Here is a 21,816-nt window from a genome sequence, read left to right on the forward strand (position 1 = left end):
GAATAGATGTTGCACTCACGACATTATAGTGCAATGTTTTTGTCGGGTGAGGTCCGGTGCGCCGTCGTGCCCCCGTCCGTACGCTGGACCACGTCGGCGCACGACCGGAGGAGACCCGTCATGGCCCAGGAACCGGACCCCCGCCCGCGGCTGATCGGGCTGCACGGGCGCAAGCAGTCGGGCAAGGACACGTGCGGCGACCGCCTCGTGGTCGCGCACGGCTACGCACGGGTGGCCTTCGCGGACCCGCTGCGGCTGTTCCTCACCGAGCTGGACCCCCTCGTGGGGGTCCGGGACGGCCGGCTCGTGCGGCTGGCCGCGGTGCTGGCGGAGGCCGGCGGGGACTGGGGTCTGCTCAAGGACGAGGCGCGGGACCCGGTGCACCGGGAGATCCGGACGCTGCTGCAGAAGGTCGGCAACGAGGCCGGCAAGGCCGTCTTCGGGGAGACGGTGTGGGCGGACCGCGGGCTGGAGACCGCCCGGCGCCTGGGCGGGCCGGTCGTGTTCACGGACGTGCGCTTCGACGTCGAGGCCCAGGCCATCACGGCCGCCGGGGGCCGGGTGGTGCACGTGGTGCGCCCCGGGGCTCCCGCCGCGGAGGACCCGCACCCCTCGGAGGCCGGCATCGACCCGCGCTGGATCACCGCCGTCCTCGTCAACGACGGGACGGTCGAGCAGCTCTGGGCGAAGGTCGACGCGCTGGTGCTCAGCCGGCCGGGTGCCCCGGGGTAAGCCCCACCAGCTCGGCGCTGCGCCGCCACAGGGCGTCCGCGAGCGCGTCGTCGGCCGCGCGAGACGGGGCGCGGGCGGGCCGCCTCTTCTCGAAGTAGCCCCCGGAGCGCCAGTCCTCGCCGGCGGCGCCCTCCGCCAGCCACACCAGGGTCTCCGCGCCCCGTTCCGGGGTGATCATGAGCCGGTGGCCCAGGCGCGTGCGGTACAGGAACCGCAGGGGGGTGGTGGTGCCCGAGGCGAAGTTCGTCGCGACGCCCCCGGGGTGGAACGCCGCGGCGGCGAGGCCGTGCGGCCCGTGCCGGCGGTCGAGGCCGCGGGTGAAGAGGATGTTGGCGAGCTTCGTGTCCCCGTAGGCCCCCTGCGGGGACCAGCGCCGGTCGTCGACGAGGACCTCCGGCGAGAGCCGGCCGATCCGGGCCGCGACGCTGGACGTGCTGAGCACCGCCGCGCCGTCCGCCACGAGCCGGTCGAGCAGCAGGTGGGTGAGCAGGAAGGGCGCCAGGTGGTTGACCTGCCACGTCATCTCGTGCCCGTCAGGCGTCAGCTCTCGGCGGTCGAAGATCCCGCCGGCGTTGGTGACCAGGACGTCGATCCGCGGGACGGACTCCTGCAGCTCCCGGGCGAGCCGGCGCACGTCGTCGAGCCGCGCGAAGTCCGCGGTGAAGTGCCGGAGCCCGAGGGGCCCGGCCACCGCCGCGGTCTTCGCGCCCGATCGCCCGACGACGACGACGTCGTGCCCCCGTCCCGCCAGCTCGCGGACGGCGGCGGCCCCGATGCCGTCGCTCGCGCCGGTGATCACCACCGTGCGCCGCCCCCCGCGCCGGTGGGCGTGCTGCTCGCGGTGCTGGTCCTCGTCGTGCTGGTCCATGGTGACCTCCTCGGTCGAGCCGGAATCCCGGTCAGCATAGCGACGCACCCTGGGCCGCCGGACGGAATAAGCGCGCGGGCGGAGCCGTTGCGGCACGCACGACGGAAAACACCCGGACAGACAGCACAGCTGAGGAGCTGACCATCATGGCCCGTGTTCTGATGATCGTCTCGGCGGCCGACTCCCTCACCATGCGGGACGGCACCGAGCACCCCACCGGCTTCTGGGCGGAGGAGCTCGTCGTCGCCCACCGGGCGCTGCGCCGGGCCGGGCACACCGTCGACATCGCCACCCCCGGCGGGCGCCGGCCCACCGTGGACCGCGCCAGCCTCTCCCCGGACGTCACCGGGGGCCAGGAGCGGGCCGACGAGTTCCGCACCTACCTGGAGGAGATCGACGCCGAGCTCGCCGCCCCCCGCGTCCTGGCCGAGGTCGACGAGCACGACTACGACGCCGTGGTCCTGCCCGGCGGCCACGGCCCCATGGCCGACCTCGTCCACGACCCCTCGCTCGGCCGGATCCTGGCCTCCTCGGACCGGACCGGCCGGCTCATCGCCCCCTTCTGCCACGGCCCCGCAGCCCTGCTCAGCGCCCAGGACGACGGGACGTTCCTCTTCGCGGGCCGCAGGCTGACCGCCTTCACCAACGAGGAGGAGCTCGGCGGCGGCACCGGGGAGAACACCCCCTGGTTCCTGGAGACCGTGCTCCGGGAGAAGGGGGCCGTCGTGGAGACCGGCCCCGCGTGGTCCAGCCACGTCATCCGCGACGCCAACCTGATCACCGGCCAGAACCCCCAGTCGAGCCAGGCCGTCGCCGACGTCCTCGTGGAGGCGCTCGCCGAGTGACCCCCGGCCGCAGACGCACCGGCGGCGGTGGGAGCCGCCGGCCTCAGGAGCTGACGGGCGTCCTCCCGGCCAGGGCGAGGCCGCGGGCGGCGACCACCGCGTCCCGGAACTCCGGGAACGTGCGGCGGACGGCGTGCCCGCCGTCGGCCGGGACGAAGGTCATGGCCCACCGGTTCCGGCGGAGCCGGTGGAAGGGCACGGCGACGATCTCCACGGAGGGCAGGGCATCGGGGCGCTGAGCGTTCACAGCGGGATCTTTCGGGGGTTCAGGTCGGGGGCGGGCGGGGCCTGCTCCGGGCGCTTCGGGGGATCCGCGGACGGGGGCCCTGCGTGCGGCCCATGGTACCGGGGGCGCCGCCCGGCAGGGCGGATGCCTGGCCGGTGTCGGCGCCCGACAGGTACGATCAGCACACTGATCGAGTGAGGAGACCCATGTTCACCCCCGAAGTGGCCGACGGCGTCCACCGCATCACCCACGCCCACGTCAACTGCTACCTGGTCGAGGACGAGGACGGCGTCACGCTCGTGGACGCCGGCCTGCCGAGCATGTGGCCCATGCTGCTGGCGGGACTCGAGGAGCGCGGGCGGCGCCCCGACGAGGTCAGGGCACTGGTGCTCACGCACGCGCACTTCGACCACGTGGGCTTCGCCCGGCGGGCGCAGGAGGAGTGGCGGCTGCCGGTGCACGGGCACCCGGCGGACGCGCGGCTGGCCGCCCACCCGTACCGGTACCGGCCCGAGCGCAATCGGTTCCTCTACCCCTTCACCCACCCGCGGTCCCTGCCGCTGCTCGGCCGCATGGCGGCGGCCGGGGCCCTCGCGGTCCGGGGCGTGCGGGAGCTGCGCCCGCTCGAGGCCGGAGCCGTCCTGCCGGTCCCGGGCCGGCCGGTGGTGGTCCACACCCCCGGCCACACGGACGGGCACTGCGTCCTGGACCTGCCCGGCCGGGGGACCGTGCTCAGCGGTGACGCGCTCGTGACGCTGGACCCCTACACCGGTCGGCGCGGCCCGCAGATCGTCGCCGGGGCCGCGACCCACGACTCCGCCGTGGCCCTCGCCTCCCTCGACGCGGTGGCCGCCACCGGGGCGCGCACCGTGCTGCCCGGTCACGGGGAGCGGTGGACGCAGGGCGCCGAGGCCGCGGCCCGGCACGCCCGCGCGGTGGGCGCCCACTGAGCGAGCCCGGCGGGGTCCGCGGACCGGGCGAGGAGCGGCCGTGGCCGTCGCGGCCCCGCCCCACCGGGGATCCGAAGCGTGCTGATGACACCCCCGGGGGCGGCGGCTATCGTGGGCGGCGACCGACGACCCCGCAGCGCCTGGAGGACCACCCGTGAAGCAACTGACCGTCTCCGCCCCCGGCGGCCTGGACCGGCTCGAGCTCGGGGAGGCACCCGACCCGGGCGCGCCGGGCCCCGGCGAGGTCCGCGTCCGCGTGCACGCCAGCTCCCTGAACTACCACGACTACCTCGTGGTCTCCGGCGGGACGCGGACCGAGGACGGGAGAATTCCGCTGGCGGACGGCGCGGGCGTCGTCGAAGCCGTGGGGGAGGGCGTCGACGACCTCGCGGAGGGCGACGCCGTGGTCTCCTGCTTCTTCCCGCTCTGGCAGGACGGACCCCCCGTGGACGGGAACTTCCGGCGCGTCCCGGGGGACGGGCTCGACGGCTACGCCCGGGAGGCGGTGGTGCGTCCCGCCACGTGGTTCACGCGCGCCCCGGCCGGGTGGTCCCACGCCGAGGCCGCGACCATCACCACGGCCGGCGTCACCGCCTGGCGGGCGCTCGTGGTGGACGGCGGGCTCCGGGCCGGGGACGTGGTCCTGGCCCTGGGCACCGGCGGCGTCTCGGTCTACGCCACGCAGCTCGCCAAGGCCGTGGGCGCCACCGTGGTGGTCACGTCCTCCTCCGACGAGAAGCTCGAACGCGTCCGGCGGCTCGGCGCGGACCACGTCATCAACTACCGCGAGACCCCCGAGTGGGGACGCGCCGTCCAGGAGCTCACGGATGGGCGCGGCGCCGACCACGTGATCGAGGTCGGCGGCCCCGGCACCCTGGCGCAGTCGATCCGCGCCGTGCGGGTCGGCGGCCACATCTCCCTGATCGGCGTGCTCACCGGGGCGGCGGGCGACGTCCCCACGGCGATGCTCATGGCCCGCCAGGCGCGCCTCCAGGGACTGCTGGTGGGCAGCCGCCGGGACCAGGCCGACTTCGTGCGCGCGCTCGAGGCGACCGGGCTGCGGCCGGTGATCGACCGCCGCCGCCCCCTCGCCGAGGCCGCCGACGCGTTCCGGGAGATGGAGTCGGCCCGGCACTTCGGCAAGATCGTGCTCGAGCACTGAGCCCGGCCGGGTGCCCCGGGGAGCGCGCCCCGGGGCACCCGGGTCACCAGCCGGTGACCCACACCTGGCTGGTGGCCGAGGACCAGTTCACCTGGTAGCCGTTGGAGAAGCGCTGGTGGACGGTGCTCCCGTTGCGGATCTCGTCGGTGACCGGGTAGCCGTAGCCCCGCTCGAAGCCGGCGGCCCTCCAGGCGTTGCCGATGGCGCCGGTCTCGAGCACGGCGCGGGCCCCGTGGGTTGGCGTCCACAGCACCTTCGTGCGACGGCCGTCCCGGTCGAAGACCTGGTAGGACGACCCGTCGGCCAGCCGGCGCTCCTCCGTGGTCGGGAAGCCGTAGCCGTTCTCCCGCCCCGCGGCCACGAACCTCTGGCCGATGGCCGTGGGGTTCTCGACCCAGCGGGCGCCCGTGGCGGGGCTCCAGTACATCGTGGTCTTGCGCCCGTTCAGGGAGAACTCCTGGTAGACGCCTCCGGCCCGTAGCCCGCCGCGCTCCGCCGTCACGGGCTGACCGACGACCGCGGCGCCGCCCAGGGCGTGGTACTTCGCGCCGATGGCGCCGGCCACGCCGTAGCCTGCCGGGGGCTGAACGGGCGTCGTCTCATAGGTGTAGGCCGGAGCCCCGCTCACGCGCGTCGAGGCGTCCGCGGGCGCGCCGCCGTTGGCGTACCCGTAGAGGTTGACGGTGGAGAGCACCTGCCAGGGCCGCCCGGAGTTCTCGAGCCGGCCGTCCGCGTAGGTGAGGCCGATGCCGATCACCTCGTGGCGCGGGTCCTTGATCGCCTTGTCGTGGGCGGCCGAGGACTTCCACCACGCCACCAGGGCGCGCACGTCCCGGTGGTGCTCCAGGGCGATGACCTCGTTGGCGCTCGTCCAGGGCCCGGTGCGCGGGTCGGTGAGGAAGGTGGTGCTGTGCGAGAACTTCTCCTCGACGATCTGCCGGTCGGACTCCTTCTGCACCACCTGGGACAGCGTGGCGGAGTACTTGAGCGGCTTCGCGCCGAGGGACTCGCGGTAGCGGTTGATCTCGTCGAGGATCAGCTGGGCGTCGGCCTGACGCGTGGCGGCGTCCACCGCGACGATGTCCTGCGCGGCCGCGTGGGCCGCCGGACCGGCCAGCAGGGAGGTGCCGGCGAGCGTGGTGACGCCGATGCCGGCGGAGAGGGCCAAAGAGGCCATGCGGCCGTGACGGCGCGCGGGAGCGCAGCGATGTTTCGCCATGGGTGCTTCTGCTTCCTGGTCTGTCTGCACGCACGGAGGAAATGGGGGGGGCTTCCGTGCGGCGGGGGGCTATCGTCGTCCGGCCGGACGACGAGACAGATTGGGCTGGGGAAGGCGCCCAGGGAAATGTTAGGGAATTCCCATTGCAAATAGGAAATGTGTGAAATTGTTTCGTCTATCACAGAACAATAACGACGACATCACGGAATGTGCCGGACGGCTGGAATTCCCGTGGTTACAGTGAGCGGTTCTCGTCCCGTCCGCGCGGCGAACGCACCCGTGCCGGTGACGATAGGCTGGGAGCGCACGCCCGGAGAGGAGCCCGATGACCGTCCACGCCACCCGCGCCACCGGCGTCCGGGCCCCGCTGCGGCTGTGCCTCGCCGCCGCCGTAGGCCTGACCGGGTGCGGCCCCGACCTCGGGACGCCCGAGGGCACCACCCGGGCGTTCGTCGACGCGATGGCCGAGCGCGACTGGGACGGCGCCTGCGAGCTGCTGTCCCACGACTACGTGCACCGGGCCACGGAGGGCAACTCGCAGTACTGCGGCGTCCACCTCGAGCGCCGGCACCCGGACACCTCCCGCTACGAGACGCTCGCCGTCCAGGGCGAGGCCGTCGAGACCGCCGAGGGGTACCGGCTGGAGGTCGCCCCCGAGGGCAGCCCCGGGGAGACGGAGGAGGTCCTCGTGGTCGAGGAGTCCGGACGCCTCGTGCTGCTGAGCTACCCCGGCCGCGACACCGCCGTCCGCTGAACCCCACCCGCCCACCAGGAACCCCAGGAAGGACCGCCATGACCGATCCTCAGACCGTTCCCGCCGCGGCGGCCGCGGCGTCGTCGCCCGAGGGCGAGACCGTCGAGATCTGCCGCAACCTCATCCGCATCGACACCTCCAACTACGGCAGCGGCGACGCCAAGGGGGAGCGGCGGGCCGCCGAGTACGTGGCCGGGCTGATCGAGGAGGTCGGTCTCACCACGACCGTCCTGGAGTCGGCGCCCGGCCGGGCCAACGTCTTCGCCCGGATCGAGGGCACCGATCCCTCCGCCGACGCCCTGCTGGTGCACGGCCACCTCGACGTGGTGCCCGCGGTCGCCGCGGACTGGTCCGTGGACCCGTTCGGGGGCGAGATCCGGGACGGCATGATCTGGGGCCGCGGCGCCGTGGACATGAAGGACATGGACGCCATGATGATCTCGGTGCTGCGCCACATGGTGCGCACCGGGGACCGGCCGCGGCGGGACATCGTCTTCGGCTTCTTCGCCGACGAGGAGGCCGGCATGGTGTATGGCTCCCACTGGATCGCGGAGCACCACCGCGATCTCTTCGACGGCGTCACCGACGCCATCAGCGAGGTCGGCGGGTACTCGGCCACCATCGGCGGCCGGCGGGCCTACCTGCTGCAGACGGCGGAGAAGGGCCTCATGTGGCTGCGCCTCAACGCGCAGGGCACGGCCGGGCACGGCTCCCAGATCAACGACGACAACCCGGTCACCCGGCTCTCGAGGGCGCTGACCAACATCGGCGAGCACCAGTGGCCCGTGGAGCTCACCAAGACCACCCGGGCGTTCCTGGACTCGGTCACCGAGCTGACGGGCGTGGAGTTCGACCCGCAGAACCCCCAGCGGCTGCTCGCCGAGCTCGGCTCCGTGGCACGGTTCGTGGGCGCGACCCTGCAGACCACCGCGAACCCGACGATGCTCGAGGCGGGCTACAAGGTCAACGTCATCCCCGGCTCCGCCCAGGCGGGGCTGGACGTGCGCTACCTGCCGGGCCAGCGCGAGATCGTGCTGGCGAAGCTCGCGGAGCTCGCCGGGGACGGGGTGTCCTTCGAGTTCGAGTCGGACGACATCGCCCTCGAGGTGCCGTTCTCCGGCACCGTGGTCGACGCCATGGTCGACGCGCTGCACGCCGAGGACCCCGAGGCGGTCGTGCTGCCGTACATGCTCTCCGGCGGGACGGACAACAAGTCCCTGGACCCGCTCGGCATCACCGGCTACGGGTTCGTGCCGCTGCGCCTGCCCGACGAGCTCGACTTCCCGTCCATGTTCCACGGCGTGGACGAGCGCGTGCCCACGGACTCCCTGGAGTTCGGCTCCCGCGTGCTGCACCGGCTGCTGACCCGGTACTGACCGGCCGCCGGCCCCTCCCGCCCCGGTCCGCCCGACCACCGGAGCACCCACGACCCCGACGACCGCCGACAGGAGCGAGATGCACCCCGCCACCGGACCGCAGCCCGCGACCGCACGACCCGCACCCGCACCCGCATCTGCCGGAGCCGAGGCCCCCGAGGACCGGGCGGCCGGGGACCTGGTGCCCGAGACCCTGCTCCCGGACGACCTGCTGGCGACGTTCCGCGAGCGCGCCGCCGGCTACGACCGGGAGAACCGGTTCTTCGACGAGGACTTCGCGGACCTGGTGCGGATCGGCTATCCGCTGATGCTGGTGCCGCGGGACCGGGGCGGCCTCGGGTTCACGCTGCAGCAGGCGGTCGCCGCGCAGCGGCGGCTCGCGGCGGCCGCCCCCGCCACGGCGCTGGGCATCAACATGCACCACGTCCTGGTGGGCGTGGCGCACACCCTGCGCCTGCGCGGGGACGCCCGGGCCGAGCGGATCTTCGAGCTGGCCGCGGACGGGGAGATCTTCGCCTTCGGCATCTCCGAGGCCGGCAACGACTCCGTGCTCTTCGACTCCGACACCAGCGCCGTAGCCGTGGCGGACGGCTACCGGATCACGGGCACGAAGATCTTCACCTCGCTGTCCCCCGTGTGGACCCGGCTGATCGTGCACGCCCGCGACGACGCCGAGGAGGGCGCGCCGCTGGTGTTCGGCCTCCTGGACCGGGCGGCGGAGGGCATCGAGGTCCTCGACGACTGGGACACCATGGGCATGCGAGCCTCGCAGTCCCGGACCACGGTGCTGCGCTCGGTGCCGATGCCCGCGGAGCAGGTGCTCACCCGCACCCCGGTGGGCCCGAACCCGGACCCGGTGGTGTGGGGCGTCTTCGGCTGCTTCGAGCTGCTGCTGGCCGCCGTCTACACCGGGATCGCGGACCGTGCGGTGGAGCTGGCCGTGGAGATTGCCGGCACCCGGCGGTCCCGCGGCGGGGGAGCGCCCCGTGCCGAGCGCCCCGACGTCCGCCGGCGGATCGCCGAGGCTGCGCTGCTGCGGGACGGGGTGGAGCTGCAGCTGCTCCGGCTGGCCGCGGACGTGGACGCCCTCGGCACCGCCGGCGCCGCGGACCACGGTCCCCGCTGGTTCCTGCTGTTCTCCGGGGTCAAGCACCGGGCCACCGAGGCGGCCCGCCGGGTCGTCGACCTCGCGATGCGCAGCTCGGGCGGGGCCCAGTACTCCCGGGGCGGAGAGCTGGAGCGGCTGTACCGGGACGTGCTCGCCGGGATCTACCACCCGTCCGACGACGAGTCCGTGCACGCGGCCGTGGCCAAGGCGCTGCTGGGCCCGATCGGGGGCTGAGCCCCGCCGGCAGGGGTGGGTCCCGGGCTCAGACGGTGCGCTCCACGCGCATCACCCGGCGGCGCAGCCAGTACTTGCGGGTCCCGCCGTAGAGCAGCACGGAACGGGTCAGCTCCCACTTGCCGTACTCGGCGTGCTCGCTGAGCCGGGCCCGCGCGTCGCCGAGCGGTTCGTGCGGCGCCACGGTCAGCAGGAGGTACTCGTAGCGCTGGTCGGCGTCCCTCGTGAGGGTGGCCGAGCTGGTCCGGACTTGTTCTCTCATCGGTCCCCATTCTGCACGGAATAGCGCTAACGTCTACTCCATGAGCAATGACCCTCGTGCCGCGTTGCAGGCCCTCGTGAGCGCATTCGAAGAACACCTCGTCGCCGCGTCCAACCGGCGCAGCGACGACGACCCGGCCGTCGACGGCGCCTACATCGCCATCGCCGACGCCTTCGACGCCTACGAGGAGGCGCTCTACGACGCCTACGACGAGGTCACCCCGCTGACCGTCTTCGCGGAGGAGGACGACTCGGACGACGACTCCGACGACGACGACTCCGACGAGGACGACTCGGAGGACGACGAGGAGCTCCTGGAGGACAACGAGATGCTCGATGAGGACCTCGTCGACGAGGAGGACTACGAGGACCTCGACGACGCCGACGGGGCGCGCTCGGCCCGCTGAGCCCCGTCCTCCGCACCGCACCCGCAGGAACGGCCCGCACGGCGGGCCGTTCCTGCCGCGTCCGGGCCTGTCCCGCCGTCCCCGGCGCGGAGCGTGCCGTAGGGTGGCCGGGTGAATTGGATCGAAACCATCATTCTCGGCCTCGTCCAGGGCCTGACCGAGTTCCTCCCGGTGTCCTCCTCGGCGCACCTGCGCATCGTGGGCGAGCTGCTGCCCAACAGCGCCGACCCCGGCGCCGCGTTCACGGCCATCACTCAGCTGGGCACCGAGACCGCCGTGATCATCTACTTCTGGCGGGACATCGTCCGGATCCTCAAGCAGTGGACCCTGTCCCTGGTGGGCCGCGTGGAGCGCTCGGACCCCGACGCCCGGATGGGGTGGCTGATCATCCTGGGCTCCCTTCCCATCGGCGTGCTCGGGCTGCTGCTGGAGGACTACATCGACACGGAGTTCCGCTCCCTGTGGATCACGGCCACGATGCTGGTGGTCTTCGGCGTGATCCTGGCGGTCGCGGACCGGGTGGGCCGGCAGGCCCGGCACCTGGACGACCTCACCGTCAAGCACGGCGTGCTCTTCGGGCTGGCGCAGGCGCTGGCCCTGATCCCGGGGGTCTCGCGGTCCGGCGGCACGATCACGGCGGGACTGCTGATGGGCTACACGCGCGAGGCCGCGGCCCGCTACGCGTTCCTGCTGGCCATCCCCGCGGTGTTCGCCTCGGGGCTGTACAAGCTGGCGCAGTCCGTGGGACAGCCGCAGGCGGGGCCCTACGGCATGACCGAGACGCTCGTGGCCACGGGCATCGCGTTCGTGGTGGCGTACGTGATCATCGGCTGGTTCATGCACTACATCTCCAACCGCAGCTACACGATCTTCGTCTGGTACCGCATCGCCCTGGGGCTGGCCATCTTCGTGCTCCTGAGCCTCGGGGTGATCAGCGCCTGAGCCCTGCGTCACCTCCGGATCGGGGGCGGCGGCCGGTCCGGTAGGTTGGGTGAGGCCCCGCGGCCGTCGTCCGATCCCCGAACCACCCGAGGTGAGCATGAAAGCCTGGTCCGCCCGACCCGTCCCCGACCTCCCCGGCGAGGCGGCCCTGCCCGTCGTGCAGGACACCCGGCTGCGGCGGCGGGTGGAGCTGCCCCGGCAGGAGCGGGCGAGCCTCTACGTGTGCGGGATCACCCCGTACGACGCCACCCACATGGGACACGCCGCCACGTACGTGGCCTTCGATCTGCTGCACCGCGCCTGGCTGGACGCGGGGACCCCGGTGGACTACGTGCAGAACGTCACCGACGTGGACGACCCGCTGCTCGAGCGGGCCGCGGCCACCGGCGTGGACTGGCGTGACCTGGCCGCCGAGCAGACCGAGCTGTTCCGCACCGACATGAGCGCGCTCAACGTCCTCCCGCCCCAGCACTACGTGGGTGCGACCGAGGCCGTCGGCTGGATCGTGCCGGCCGTGGAGCGCCTCGTGGCCCGCGACCTCGCCTACCGCGTGGCGGGCCGGAACGGCGAGCCGGACGGGGACGTCTACTTCGACGTGGAGGCCGCCGGCGCGCTGCCCACCGACGACGACGACGCGTGGGTGCTCGGCGACGTCTCCCACCTGACCCCCGAGCAGATGCTGCCGCTGTTCGCCGAGCGCGGCGGGGACCCCGAGCGCCCGGGCAAGCGGCACCGGCTGGACCCGCTGCTGTGGCGCGCGGAGCGCCCCGGGGAGCCCGCCTGGGACGGCGCGTCGCTGGGCCCGGGGCGGCCCGGCTGGCACATCGAGTGCTCGCTCATCGCCCTGGAGCACCTGCCCGCGCCGTTCACCGTCCAGGGCGGCGGCTCGGACCTCGTCTTCCCGCACCACGAGATGGGCGCCGGCCACTGCTGGGCGCTGACCGGCAGGCCCATGGCCCGGCACTTCCTGCACACCGGGATGGTCGGCCTCGACGGGGAGAAGATGTCCAAGTCCAAGGGCAACCTGGTGCTCGTCTCCGCGCTGCGGGCCCAGGGGGTCGATCCCGCCGTGATCCGCACCGCGATCCTCGCCCACCGCTACACCGACGACTGGTTCTGGACCGACCTCGTGCTGGCCGGCGCCGTCGCCCGCGTGGACGCGTGGCGCCGCGCCCTGGCCGTGGCCCCGGAGGGCAGCGCGGCCCCGCTGCTGCAGGCCGTGCGCACCGCCCTGTCCGACGACCTGGACGCCCCCGCGGCGCTGGCGGCGCTGGACGCGTGGGCCGCCGACGCCCTGACCACCGGGACCCCGGGGCCCTGCGGGGCGGACGCCCGGCTGGTCCGGGACCTGGTGGACGCCCGGCTCGGCATCGAGCTCTGAGCCCGCCGGCGGGCCCGGTCCCGCCGGACGGCGCAGGAACGACGGAGGGGCGGCACCCGGGACCGGGTGCCGCCCCTCCGCCGTCCCTGCACCGCCGGTCCCCGTCACCGGGCGCCGGCGGCGCTCACTTCTCGTCGCGGCGGCGGCGCAGGTAGCGCTCGAACTCCTTGGCGATCGCGTCCCCGGTGGCCTCGGGCAGGTCCGTGGTGTCCTTGGCCTCCTCGAGCTGCTGGACGTAGGCGGCGATCTCGGGGTCGTCGGAGGCCAGCTCGTTGACCCCGCGCTCCCACGCCTCGGCGTCCTCGGCGATGGCGTCCAGCGGCAGCGTGATGCTGAGCAGCTCCTCGAGCTCCCGCAGCAGGGCCAGCTCGGCCTTCGGGGAGGGGGACTGCGCCACGTAGTGGGGCACCGCCGCCCACAGGCTGACCGTGGGGAACCCGCCCAGGGAGGCCATGTGGGAGAGCAGCCCCACGATCCCGGTGGGCCCCTCGTACTGGGAGGAGTCGATGCCCAGCTCGTCCTGGAGCTCGGCGGTGTCCGAGGTCTTGGTCACCGGGATGGGCCGGGTGTGCGGCACGTCCGCGAGCAGCGCCCCGACCATCACCACGAAGTCGACGTCGAGCAGGGTCGCCTGCTCGAGCAGCTCCGCGGTGAAGGAGCGCCACCGGTAGGAGGGCTCCCAGCCGTGCAGCAGCACGAGGTCGAGGTTCGTGCCGGGCACGGTGGCGGTGGAGAGCCGGGTCGTGGGCCAGACGATCTTCACGTCGCCGGTCGCCCCCCGGCGCACGAGGGGCCGGGAGAACTGGTAGTCGTAGTAGTCGTCCGACGTCACCTCGAAGACGTCCTTCGCCCCGTAGTGGGCGGCCAGGAACTGCACGGCGTCCGTGGCGGCGTCCCCGGCGTCGTTCCACCCCTCGAACGCGGCCACCAGCACGGTCACGCGCTCCTGGTCACCGTCCTCGCGGACCACGCCGAACGGCCCCGCCTGGGGGCGGGGGAACGTCTCGTCGAAGTTGTTGCTCACGGAACCCACACTACGCGCCGGGACATCGACGGCAAGAGGCCCCGGCACGAGGGGCCCGTGTTGCGGCCACTACGATGGAGGCCATGTCCAGCCTCCCGTCCGCGTCCCCCGACGACCTCCTGCCCACCGCCGTGCTGTTCGACATGGACGGGACCCTGGTGGACACCGAGCCGTACTGGATCGAGGCCGAGATCGAGCTCGTCCGCTCCCACGGGGGCACCTGGACCGAGGCGGACGCCCTGGCCATGGTCGGCACCGGGCTGGAGGACGCCGCCGCCGTGTTCCAGCGCCAGGGGGTGCGCTTAGGTGTCCGGGAGATCGTCGACCGGCTCATCGGCCGGGTCGCGGCCCGCACCCGGGAGCGGGTCGTCTACAAGGAGGGGGCGCCGGAGCTGGTCGCCGCCCTGCGCGAGCGCGGCGTGCCCCTGGCCCTGGTCACCAGCAGCGAGGCGCCCCTGGCCGAGGTCGTCCTCGACGCCTTCGGCGGCCCGGGCGTCTTCGACGTCGTCGTCACCGGCGACCTCGGCCACCCGGCGAAGCCGGCCCCCGACCCCTACCGGATCGGCGCCGCCGGTCTCGCCGAGCGCGCCGGCCGGCCGCTGGCGCGCGCCGGCATGGTGGCCGTCGAGGACTCCCGCACGGGCATCCGCTCCGCGACCGCCGCGGGGATCTTCACCGTGGGCGTGCCCAACATGGTCCCGCTCGACGACGCCGGCGCCGACCTCGTGCTGCCGAGCCTCGCCGGCGTGGGCCCCGAGGACCTCGGCCGCATCGTGGCCGGGGCCCGCGCGTGAGCCGCCCCCGCAGCGAGGGCATCCCCCTGGGCCGGATCGGCGGGGTGCCCATCACGCTCTCCTGGTCCTGGTTCGTGATCGCCGCGGTCACCGTGCTCCTCTACACCCCCGTGCTGATGACCGCCTACCCGCGGCTCGGCGCGCTCAACTACGCCGCGTCCCTGGGCTTCGCCCTGACCCTGGCCCTGTCCGTGCTGCTGCACGAACTGGCCCACGCCTGGACGGGCCGGGCCTTCGGCTGGCCCACCGGCCGGATCGTGCTCAGCCTGCTCGGCGGCCACACCCACTTCGGGGACGTGCGCAGCACCCCGCTGGCCTCCGCCGCGGTCTCACTGGCCGGACCGGCCGTGAACCTCGCGCTCGGCCTGGCCGGCTGGACGCTGCTGCGCACCGGGGAGCCGTCGCCCACGCTCGGCTGGGTGCTGCTCGACCTCACCACCTGGGCGAACCTCATCGTCGGCGTCTTCAACGTGCTGCCGGGCCTGCCCCTGGACGGCGGCCGCGTGGTGGAGGCCCTGGTCTGGGCGGTCACCGGCCGGGAGCACCACGGCACGGTGGTGGCCGCCTGGACGGGCCGGCTGCTCGCCGTGGGCCTCGTCGTCGGGGCCGGGGTCACGGGCCTGTGGAACCAGCCCGTCGCCCTCGTGCTCGTCGTCCTCATCGCCGGCTTCATGTGGCAGGGCGCCGGCGCCTCCCTGCGCGGGGCGGCGGTCCTGTCCCGCGTGCACGGCGTCAGCGCCGCCGCACTGGCCGAGCCCGCCGTGGCGGTGCCGGAGGGCGCCTCCCTGGCCCACACCGACCGGCTGGTCACCGACCACCTCGCCCGCGCCGCCGCCCCGGGCGGCCCGGTCCCGCACGTGCTGGCCGTCTCCCTGGACCGGCAGGTCGTCGGTCTGCTCCTGCCGGCCGCGGCCGACGCCGTACCCCCGGCCCGGCGGGCCGGGACCCCGCTGACGTCCGTGCTCCAGCACCTGCCCGCCGACGCCGTGCTCGACGCCGGGCTGCGCGAGGAGTCCCTGCTGCGGGCCGTCGCCGCCCGGGAGTACCCCCACTACGTGGTGACGGGACCCGACGGCGCCCTCGTGGGCGTGCTGCGCACCGCCGCCCTCGAGCGCCTGCTCGCCGGCTGACGCCGGAGCCCCGCCCCGGCCCCCCGCGCCGCGGTGACACAATGGGGGAGGACCCCCGGGCCGGCGGAGCCTCCGCCGGCCCCCGCACGACCAGACCAGACCACGCCCTGCCCCGAGAGTGAGCCGATGACCGGAACCGCTGACCACACCGCCGCCCCCGCCCCCGCGTCCCCGCGGGGCGCCGCCAACCGGCGCGGGCCCTTCCGGGCCGGGGAGCGCGTGCAGCTGACCGACGAGCGCGGCCGGATGAACACGGTCACGCTCGCGGACGACGGCGAGTTCCACTCCCACCGCGGCGTGCTCAGCCACGGCGAGCTCATCGGCCGCCCGGAGGGCACCGTGGTCGAGAACTCCGCCGGGTTCCGGTACCAGGCCCTGCGCCCGCTGCTCAAGGACTTCGTGCTGTCCATGCCGCGCGGCGCCGCGGTGGTCTACCCCAAGGACGCCGGCCAGATCGTCACGATGGCCGACATCTTCCCAGGCGCCCGGGTGGTGGAGGCCGGTGTCGGCTCCGGCGCGCTGTCCATCTCCCTGCTGCGCGCGGTGGGCGACGAGGGCCGGCTGCACTCCTTCGAGCGGCGGGCGGAGTTCGCCGACATCGCCCGCGGCAACGTGGAGACCATGTTCGGCGGCCCGCACCCCGCGTGGCAGATCAGCATCGGGGACCTCGCCGAGGAGCTCGGCGAGCACGAAGCGCCCGGCTCCGTGGACCGCGTGGTCCTCGACATGCTCGCCCCGTGGGAGTGCCTCGACGCCGTGGCCACGGCCCTGACCCCCGGCGGGGTGGTCATGTGCTACGTCGCGACCGTCACCCAGCTCTCCCGCACCGCCGAGGCGATGCGCGCCGACGGCCGCTTCACCGAGCCCGACGCCTCCGAGACCATGGTCCGCGGCTGGCACGTCGAGGGCCTGGCCGTGCGCCCGGACCACCGCATGGTCGCCCACACCGGCTTCCTGCTCTCCGCCCGCCGGCTGGCCGACGGCTCCGAGCGGCTGGCGCCCAAGCGGCGGGCCTCCAAGTCCGAGTACAGCGAGGAGGACCTGCAGGCCTGGACCCCCGTGGCCCTCGGCGAGCGGGACGTCACCGACAAGAAGCTGCGCCGCGCCGGCCGCGACGCCCTCGGCCTGGCCGAGCGTGCCGCCCGCGCGACCGCGCCGGCCGACGCCCCCGGCACGACGCCCCCGCCGGCACCGGAGTCCATGCCCGAGGCCGCACCGGCTCCCGCACCCGAGCACCCCCACGAGGAGCGCCCGTGAACGAGACCTCCCCGCAGCAGACCACCGGACCGGCCGGCACCGGGCCGGCAGACGCCGAGCAGACCCGCCGGGCCCTGACCAACGCCCAGCGGCAGGTCAACATCCTGCGCGACCAGAAGCGCGCCCTCGACAAGCAGCTCGCCGCCGCCGGCACCCAGAACCAGAAGCTCGTCCGGCTCCTCGACGCGACCCGCACCGAGATCGCCCAGCTCAAGCGCGCCCTCGAGAACGACCTGGTCCCGCCCCTGAGCCAGGGCACCGTGCTGCAGGTCAACCCCGGGCGCACCCCGGTCGGCGAGCAGACGGGCAGCGGTCCCGCCCTCACCGACCGCACCCTCGACGTCCTCGTGGCCGGGCGCCGCATGCGCGTGGCCCTCAGCCCGCTCGTGAGCTTCGCCGCCTGCGAACCGGGCCGCCAGGTCCTCCTCGACCAGAACTACACCGTCGGCGCCGTCCTCGACTACGAGCAGACCGGCGAGATCGCCACCGTCAAGGAGATCGTCGACCACGACCGCGTCCTCACCGTGGGACGCTCCGACGAGGAGCGCGTCCTGCTGCTCTCCGGGCTCCTGCGCCGGAACCGCCCGGAGATCGGCGACGCGGTGTCCATCGACCACCGCACCGGCTTCGCCCTCGAGCCCATCGAGCGCTCCGACGTCGAGCAGCTCGTCCTCGAGGAGGTCCCCGCCGTCTCCTACGACGACATCGGCGGCCTCGGCCCCCAGATCGAGCAGATCCGCGACGCCGTCGAGCTGCCCTTCGTGCACCCGGAGCTCTACCGCGAGCACGGGCTCACCCCGCCCAAGGGCATCCTGCTCTACGGGCCTCCCGGCAACGGCAAGACGCTCATCGCGAAGGCCGTGGCCCGCTCCCTCGCCGAGCGCGCCGCGGACCGCGCCGGGCGCGGGAAGGCCCTGGGCTACTTCCTCAACATCAAGGGCCCCGAGCTGCTGGACAAGTACGTGGGGGAGACCGAACGCCAGATCCGCTCCATCTTCCTGCGCGCCCGCGAGCAGGCGGCCCGCGGCATCCCCGTGGTCGTGTTCTTCGACGAGATGGACTCCTTGTTCCGCACCCGCGGCTCGGGGCTGTCCTCGGACGTGGAGACCACCATCGTCCCGCAGCTGCTCACCGAGATCGACGGCGTGGAGCGCCTGGACAACGTCATCGTCATCGGCGCCACGAACCGCGAGGACATGATCGACCCCGCCGTGCTGCGCCCGGGCCGGCTCGACGTGAAGATCCGCATCGACCGCCCGGACGCCGAGGGCGCCGCCGAGATCCTGCGGCTCTACGTCACCGAGGACCTGCCGCTGCGCCAGGACGAGGTCGACGCCGCCGGCTCCCGCGCCGGGGCCGTCGCCGCCCTCGTGGACGCCGCCGTGGCCCGGATGTACGAGAAGAGCCCCGGCACCCGGTTCCTGCACCTCAGCTACCGGGACGGCACCGAGGAGACCCTCTACTTCAGCGACTTCACCTCCGGGGCGGTCATCCGCAACGTGGTGGACCGGGCCAAGAAGCAGGCCATCAAGGACCTGCTCACCACCGGGGTCCGCGGCCTGGGCCGCGACCACCTGGTCCGCGCAGTGGACGAGGAGTTCCACGAGCAGCAGGACCTGCCCAACACCTCCAACCCGGAGGACTGGGCCCGCATCTCGGGACGCCGCGGCGACACCATCACCGACCTGCGCGTGGTCCTGCACCGCGACCCGCACCCGGCCGGCCCCGGCGGGCGCCACGCCCCGGCGCCGACCGGACCGACGCCGGCCGGACCGGTCCCGGGGGAGGGGCCCGCGTGAGCGTCCGCCGCGTCATGGGCGCCGAGACCGAGTTCGGCGTGCTCGCCACCGGCAACCCGCACGCCAACGCCACCGTGCTCTCCAGCCAGGTGGTCACCACCTACGCCGCCCTCGTGCGGCGCCGCCTCGGCGCGTCCCGGACCGCCGCCGGGTGGGACTACCACGGCGAGACCCCCCTCGAGGACGCCCGCGGCTTCACCGTCCCCCGCGACCAGGCCGACCCCTCGCAGCTCACCGACGTCGCGCCCGTGCTCACGGCCGAGGAGGTCGCCGCCGAGGCCCTCCGGGAGATCGGGTCCCACGCCGAGTCCCTGGACTGGCGGCAGGTCGTGATGAACACCGTCCTGCCCAACGGCGCCCGCCTCTACGTGGACCACTCGCACCCCGAGTACTCCTCCCCGGAGGTCACCACCCCCCGCGACGCCGTCCTCTGGGACGCCGCCGGGGACCGGGTGGCCCTCGACGCGGTCCGGGCGATCGCCGCGAGCGCCGCCACGACCGGCCTCGACGTCGTGAACCTCTACAAGAACAACACCGACAACAAGTCCGTCTCCTACGGCGCCCACGAGAACTACCTCGTGCCCCGCGCCGTGCCCTTCGCCGCCCTCGCCGCCGGGCTGCTGCCCTTCTTCGCCTCCCGGCAGGTGGTGTGCGGCGCCGGTCGCGTCGGCATCGGGGACCGCGGCGGGCGCCCGGGCTTCCAGATCAGCCAGCGCGCCGACTTCTTCGAGCGCGAGGTCGGCCTCGAGACCACCGTCCACCGGCCCATCGTCAACACCCGCGACGAGCCCCACGCCGAGCGCACCCGCCACCGGCGCCTGCACGTCATCATCGGCGACGCCAACCTCTCCCACACGTCGAGCCTGCTGAAGTTCGGCACCACCTCCCTGGTCCTCGGCCTGATCGAGGCCGGTGCCGCCCCGGACATCGCCCTCGCCGACCCGGTGGCCGCCCTGCAGGCGATCAGCCACGACCCGGGGCTGACCACCACCGTCCTGCTCCGGGACGGCCGGCGGCTCACGGGCGTCCAGCTGCAGCGGCTCTACCTCGAGGCCGCCCGGGCGCACGAGCACGCGACCGGGGGCCCGGACCCGGACACCCGCGAGGTGCTCGAGCTGTGGGCGGAGGTCCTCGACGCCCTCGAGACGGACCCCCTGTCCCTCGCGGACCGCCTGGACTGGGTCGCCAAGCACGCCCTGCTGCTGGGCTACCGGGAGCGCGACGGGCTGGCCTGGGACGACCCGCGCCTGACGCTGATCGACCTGCAGTACGCGGACGTGCGCCCGGAGAAGGGCCTGCACCACCGGCTGGTCGCGGCCGGCCGGATGCGCACCCTCTTCACCGCCGAGGAGGTGGAGCGCGCCGCCGGCCTGCCCCCCGCCGACACCCGGGCGTGGTTCCGCGGCCGGCTGATGACCCGCTTCCCCGACGACGTCCTCACGGCCAACTGGGACTCGGTCTCGCTCACCCTGCCCGGCGTCCGCCGCGGCGCGCGGATCGCGATGCCCGAGCCGCTCGAGCTGACCCGCGAGGACGTCGACCCCCTGCTGAGCGCGGCACCCGACGCCGAGCACCTCGTCCGCGCCCTCGCCACCGCCCGACCCGCCCTCGTGCACACCGGCTCCCTCGGCTGAGCACCCCGACCACCATCCCCAGGAGGAACCCCGTCATGGCCCAGGAACGCATCTTCGGCACCGGCGCCCAGCGCCGCGAGGAGTCCGAGCTCCCCGAGCCCGGAGCCCCCGCCCCCACGGCACCCACCGCCCAGTCCCAGACCACCGCGACCAGCGCCGACGACCTGCTCGCCGAGATCGACGGCGTCCTCGAGTCCAACGCCGAGGAGTTCGTGAAGGGCTTCGTCCAGAAGGGCGGCCAGTAGCCCCCATGGACCGCAGGATCTACGGGGTCGAGACCGAGTTCGGCCTCACCCACAGCGCCCCGGGCGCCCGTCCGCTCAGCCCGGAGGAGGCCGCGCGCACCCTCTTCCGCCCCGTGGTGGCCTGGGGCCGGTCCTCGAACGTGTTCCTGCCCAACGGCGGGCGCCTCTACCTGGACGTGGGCTCCCACCCCGAGTACGCCACCGCGGAGTGCGCCACGCTCGAGGACCTCGTCGCCCAGGACAAGGCCGGCGAGCTGATCGTCGACGACCTCCGGCGGCAGGCCCAGGACGCCCTGGCGGAGCAGGGGGTGGGCGGGCAGCTGTACCTGTTCAAGAACAACGTGGACTCGCGCGGCAACTCCTACGGCTCGCACGAGAACTACCTGATCGCCCGGCGCACCGAGTTCGCCCGGCTCGTGCAGATCCTCATCCCGTTCCTCGTCACCCGCCAGCTGCTCGTCGGCGCCGGCAGGGTGCACCCCGCCGGGCCCGAGGACTTCGGCGCCGTCCGGATGGGCGACGACGCCGGGACGCCCAGCTACTCGTTCTCCCAGCGCGCCGACCACATTTGGGAGGGCTCCTCCTCGGCCACGACGCGCTCCCGGCCCCTCATCAACACCCGGGACGAGCCGCACGCCGACGCCGAGCACTACCGCCGGCTGCACGTCATCGTGGGCGACTCGACGATGTCCCAGACCACCACGGCGCTCCGGATCGGGACCACCGACCTCGTGCTGCGGATGATCGAGGCCGGGCAGATCCTGCCCGACCGCACCATGGCGGACCCCGTCCGGTCCCTGCGGGAGGTCTCCCACGACCTCACCGGCACCCGCCCGGTCCTGCTCGCCGACGGCACCCGCCGCTCCGCCCTGGACCTGCAGCACGAGCACCTGGAGTCCGTGCGCCGGTTCGTGGACCGCGAGGGGGCCCACCACGACCGCGTGCCGTGGGTGCTCGACCTGTGGGAGCGGGCCCTGGACGCCGTGGCCCGCCAGGACACCTCGGCGATCGACACCGAGATCGACTGGGCGATCAAGAAGAAGCTCCTCGACGGCTACGCCGCCCGCGACGGCCTGGACCTCGCCGCGCCCCGGATGGCGCAGCTGGACCTCGCCTACCACGACACCGCCCCGGAGCGGGGGCTCTTCGACCTCCTGCAGCGCCGGGGACGGGCCGCGACCTTCGTCCCCGACGAGCGCGTCCAGGAGGCCGCCCGCACCCCGCCCGCCACGCGGGCCGCCGTGCGCGGCCGGTTCATCGAGGCGGTGCTCGCGTCCGGGCACGAGTACACCGTCGACTGGGTGCACCTGAAGGTCAACGACCGCGGCCGGCGCACGGTGCTGTGCAAGGACCCGTTCGCCGTGGAGCACCCCGAGGCCGACGCCCTGATCGCCGCCCTCGGCGAGCGCGACACCGCGGGGCGGGCCCACGGGGACGCCCCCGTGGTCTGAGCCGCGCCGCGGGGGCG

At 74.2% G+C, this 21,816-nt stretch carries 22 protein-coding genes; 17 read left to right on the top strand and 5 right to left on the bottom strand.

All coding sequences use genetic code 11. The annotated features are described in order from the left end of the window. The first annotated feature begins 120 nt into the window (after positions 1–120). Complete coding sequence (locus RF644_RS06330) at positions 121–732, top strand: hypothetical protein (protein ID WP_368795887.1); 612 nt, start codon at positions 121–123, stop codon at positions 730–732. Here the strand turns inward: RF644_RS06330 and RF644_RS06335 are convergent. After that, complete coding sequence (locus tag RF644_RS06335; protein ID WP_368795888.1) at positions 707–1,600, bottom strand: SDR family NAD(P)-dependent oxidoreductase; 894 nt, start codon at positions 1,598–1,600, stop codon at positions 707–709. The two genes, RF644_RS06330 and RF644_RS06335, sit on opposite strands and share 26 nt — an antisense overlap. A gap of 146 nt (positions 1,601–1,746) precedes the next feature. On the opposite strand from RF644_RS06335, the gene RF644_RS06340 reads away from it, so the two are divergent. Further along, positions 1,747–2,445 (top strand): type 1 glutamine amidotransferase domain-containing protein, encoded by a 699-nt coding sequence (locus RF644_RS06340; RefSeq protein WP_368795889.1) that lies wholly within the window; start codon positions 1,747–1,749, stop codon positions 2,443–2,445. Positions 2,446–2,488: 43 nt separating this feature from the next. Here the strand turns inward: RF644_RS06340 and RF644_RS06345 are convergent, their stop codons facing one another. Then, complete coding sequence (locus RF644_RS06345; protein ID WP_368795890.1) at positions 2,489–2,692, bottom strand: hypothetical protein; 204 nt, start codon at positions 2,690–2,692, stop codon at positions 2,489–2,491. 185 nt (positions 2,693–2,877) lie between these two features. Between RF644_RS06345 and RF644_RS06350 the strand changes: the two genes are divergently transcribed. After that, entirely contained in the window at positions 2,878–3,621 is a 744-nt protein-coding gene (locus tag RF644_RS06350; protein WP_035923923.1) for an MBL fold metallo-hydrolase, read from the top strand. A gap of 154 nt (positions 3,622–3,775) precedes the next feature. Next, the gene (locus tag RF644_RS06355; protein WP_368795891.1) at positions 3,776–4,783 is read left to right on the top strand and encodes an NAD(P)-dependent alcohol dehydrogenase; all 1,008 of its coding nucleotides are present in this window, start codon (positions 3,776–3,778) and stop codon (positions 4,781–4,783) included. A gap of 43 nt (positions 4,784–4,826) precedes the next feature. On the opposite strand, the gene RF644_RS06360 is transcribed toward RF644_RS06355, so the two are convergent. Beyond that, positions 4,827–6,002, bottom strand: a complete 1,176-nt coding sequence (locus RF644_RS06360) for a CAP domain-containing protein (protein ID WP_368795892.1) — start codon at positions 6,000–6,002, stop codon at positions 4,827–4,829. A gap of 325 nt (positions 6,003–6,327) precedes the next feature. On the opposite strand from RF644_RS06360, the gene RF644_RS06365 reads away from it, so the two are divergent. From RF644_RS06365 to RF644_RS06375, 3 genes are all read left to right on the top strand, one after another. After that, a complete protein-coding gene (locus tag RF644_RS06365) occupies positions 6,328–6,756 on the top strand; it encodes a hypothetical protein (RefSeq protein WP_368795893.1) in 429 nt (142 codons plus the stop codon). A 38-nt stretch (positions 6,757–6,794) separates the two neighbouring features. Beyond that, entirely contained in the window at positions 6,795–8,132 is a 1,338-nt protein-coding gene (locus tag RF644_RS06370; protein WP_368795894.1) for a M20/M25/M40 family metallo-hydrolase, read from the top strand. 79 nt (positions 8,133–8,211) lie between these two features. Next, on the top strand, positions 8,212–9,474 hold the full coding sequence (locus RF644_RS06375) for an acyl-CoA dehydrogenase family protein (protein WP_368795895.1): 1,263 nt from the start codon (positions 8,212–8,214) through the stop codon (positions 9,472–9,474). Positions 9,475–9,502: 28 nt separating this feature from the next. Here the strand turns inward: RF644_RS06375 and RF644_RS06380 are convergent, their stop codons facing one another. Then, complete coding sequence (locus tag RF644_RS06380) at positions 9,503–9,736, bottom strand: DUF5703 family protein (protein ID WP_035923920.1); 234 nt, start codon at positions 9,734–9,736, stop codon at positions 9,503–9,505. A gap of 40 nt (positions 9,737–9,776) precedes the next feature. On the opposite strand from RF644_RS06380, the gene RF644_RS06385 reads away from it, so the two are divergent. From RF644_RS06385 to mshC, 3 genes are all read left to right on the top strand, one after another. After that, positions 9,777–10,142 (top strand): primosomal protein, encoded by a 366-nt coding sequence (locus RF644_RS06385; RefSeq protein ID WP_126350146.1) that lies wholly within the window; start codon positions 9,777–9,779, stop codon positions 10,140–10,142. Positions 10,143–10,253: 111 nt separating this feature from the next. Then, positions 10,254–11,084: an undecaprenyl-diphosphate phosphatase gene (locus tag RF644_RS06390; RefSeq protein ID WP_368795896.1), complete on the top strand. Its 831-nt coding sequence runs from the start codon at positions 10,254–10,256 to the stop codon at positions 11,082–11,084. Positions 11,085–11,181: 97 nt separating this feature from the next. Then, on the top strand, positions 11,182–12,465 hold the full coding sequence (gene mshC / locus RF644_RS06395; RefSeq protein WP_368795897.1) for a cysteine--1-D-myo-inosityl 2-amino-2-deoxy-alpha-D-glucopyranoside ligase: 1,284 nt from the start codon (positions 11,182–11,184) through the stop codon (positions 12,463–12,465). A gap of 124 nt (positions 12,466–12,589) precedes the next feature. Here mshC and RF644_RS06400 read toward each other — a convergent pair whose 3' ends face one another. Then, the gene (locus tag RF644_RS06400; protein WP_109244326.1) at positions 12,590–13,498 is read right to left on the bottom strand and encodes a PAC2 family protein; all 909 of its coding nucleotides are present in this window, start codon (positions 13,496–13,498) and stop codon (positions 12,590–12,592) included. Between the two features lie 74 nt (positions 13,499–13,572). On the opposite strand from RF644_RS06400, the gene RF644_RS06405 reads away from it, so the two are divergent. From RF644_RS06405 to pafA, 7 genes are all read left to right on the top strand, one after another. Further along, complete coding sequence (locus RF644_RS06405; RefSeq protein WP_017833505.1) at positions 13,573–14,283, top strand: HAD family phosphatase; 711 nt, start codon at positions 13,573–13,575, stop codon at positions 14,281–14,283. Then, positions 14,280–15,413 (top strand): site-2 protease family protein, encoded by a 1,134-nt coding sequence (locus tag RF644_RS06410; protein ID WP_368795898.1) that lies wholly within the window; start codon positions 14,280–14,282, stop codon positions 15,411–15,413. The genes RF644_RS06405 and RF644_RS06410 overlap by 4 nt, the downstream gene beginning before the upstream one ends. Positions 15,414–15,539: 126 nt before the next feature. After that, positions 15,540–16,670: a tRNA (adenine-N1)-methyltransferase gene (locus tag RF644_RS06415; protein WP_368795899.1), complete on the top strand. Its 1,131-nt coding sequence runs from the start codon at positions 15,540–15,542 to the stop codon at positions 16,668–16,670. Between the two features lie 74 nt (positions 16,671–16,744). Beyond that, positions 16,745–18,469 carry a proteasome ATPase gene (gene arc / locus RF644_RS06420; RefSeq protein ID WP_368796165.1) on the top strand — a complete coding sequence of 575 codons (1,725 nt, stop codon included), beginning with the start codon at positions 16,745–16,747 and terminating at the stop codon, positions 18,467–18,469. Beyond that, positions 18,466–20,103 carry a depupylase/deamidase Dop gene (gene dop, locus RF644_RS06425; RefSeq protein WP_368795900.1) on the top strand — a complete coding sequence of 546 codons (1,638 nt, stop codon included), beginning with the start codon at positions 18,466–18,468 and terminating at the stop codon, positions 20,101–20,103. Before arc ends, dop begins: the two co-directional genes overlap by 4 nt. Before the next feature lie 35 nt (positions 20,104–20,138). After that, on the top strand, positions 20,139–20,348 hold the full coding sequence (locus RF644_RS06430; protein WP_109222713.1) for a ubiquitin-like protein Pup: 210 nt from the start codon (positions 20,139–20,141) through the stop codon (positions 20,346–20,348). A gap of 5 nt (positions 20,349–20,353) precedes the next feature. Then, positions 20,354–21,799, top strand: a complete 1,446-nt coding sequence (gene pafA, locus RF644_RS06435) for a Pup--protein ligase (RefSeq protein ID WP_368795901.1) — start codon at positions 20,354–20,356, stop codon at positions 21,797–21,799. The last annotated feature ends 17 nt before the right edge of the window (positions 21,800–21,816 follow it).

Source organism: Kocuria sp. CPCC 205258 (genome assembly GCF_040981005.1).
Lineage (GTDB): Bacteria > Actinomycetota > Actinomycetes > Actinomycetales > Micrococcaceae > Kocuria > Kocuria rosea.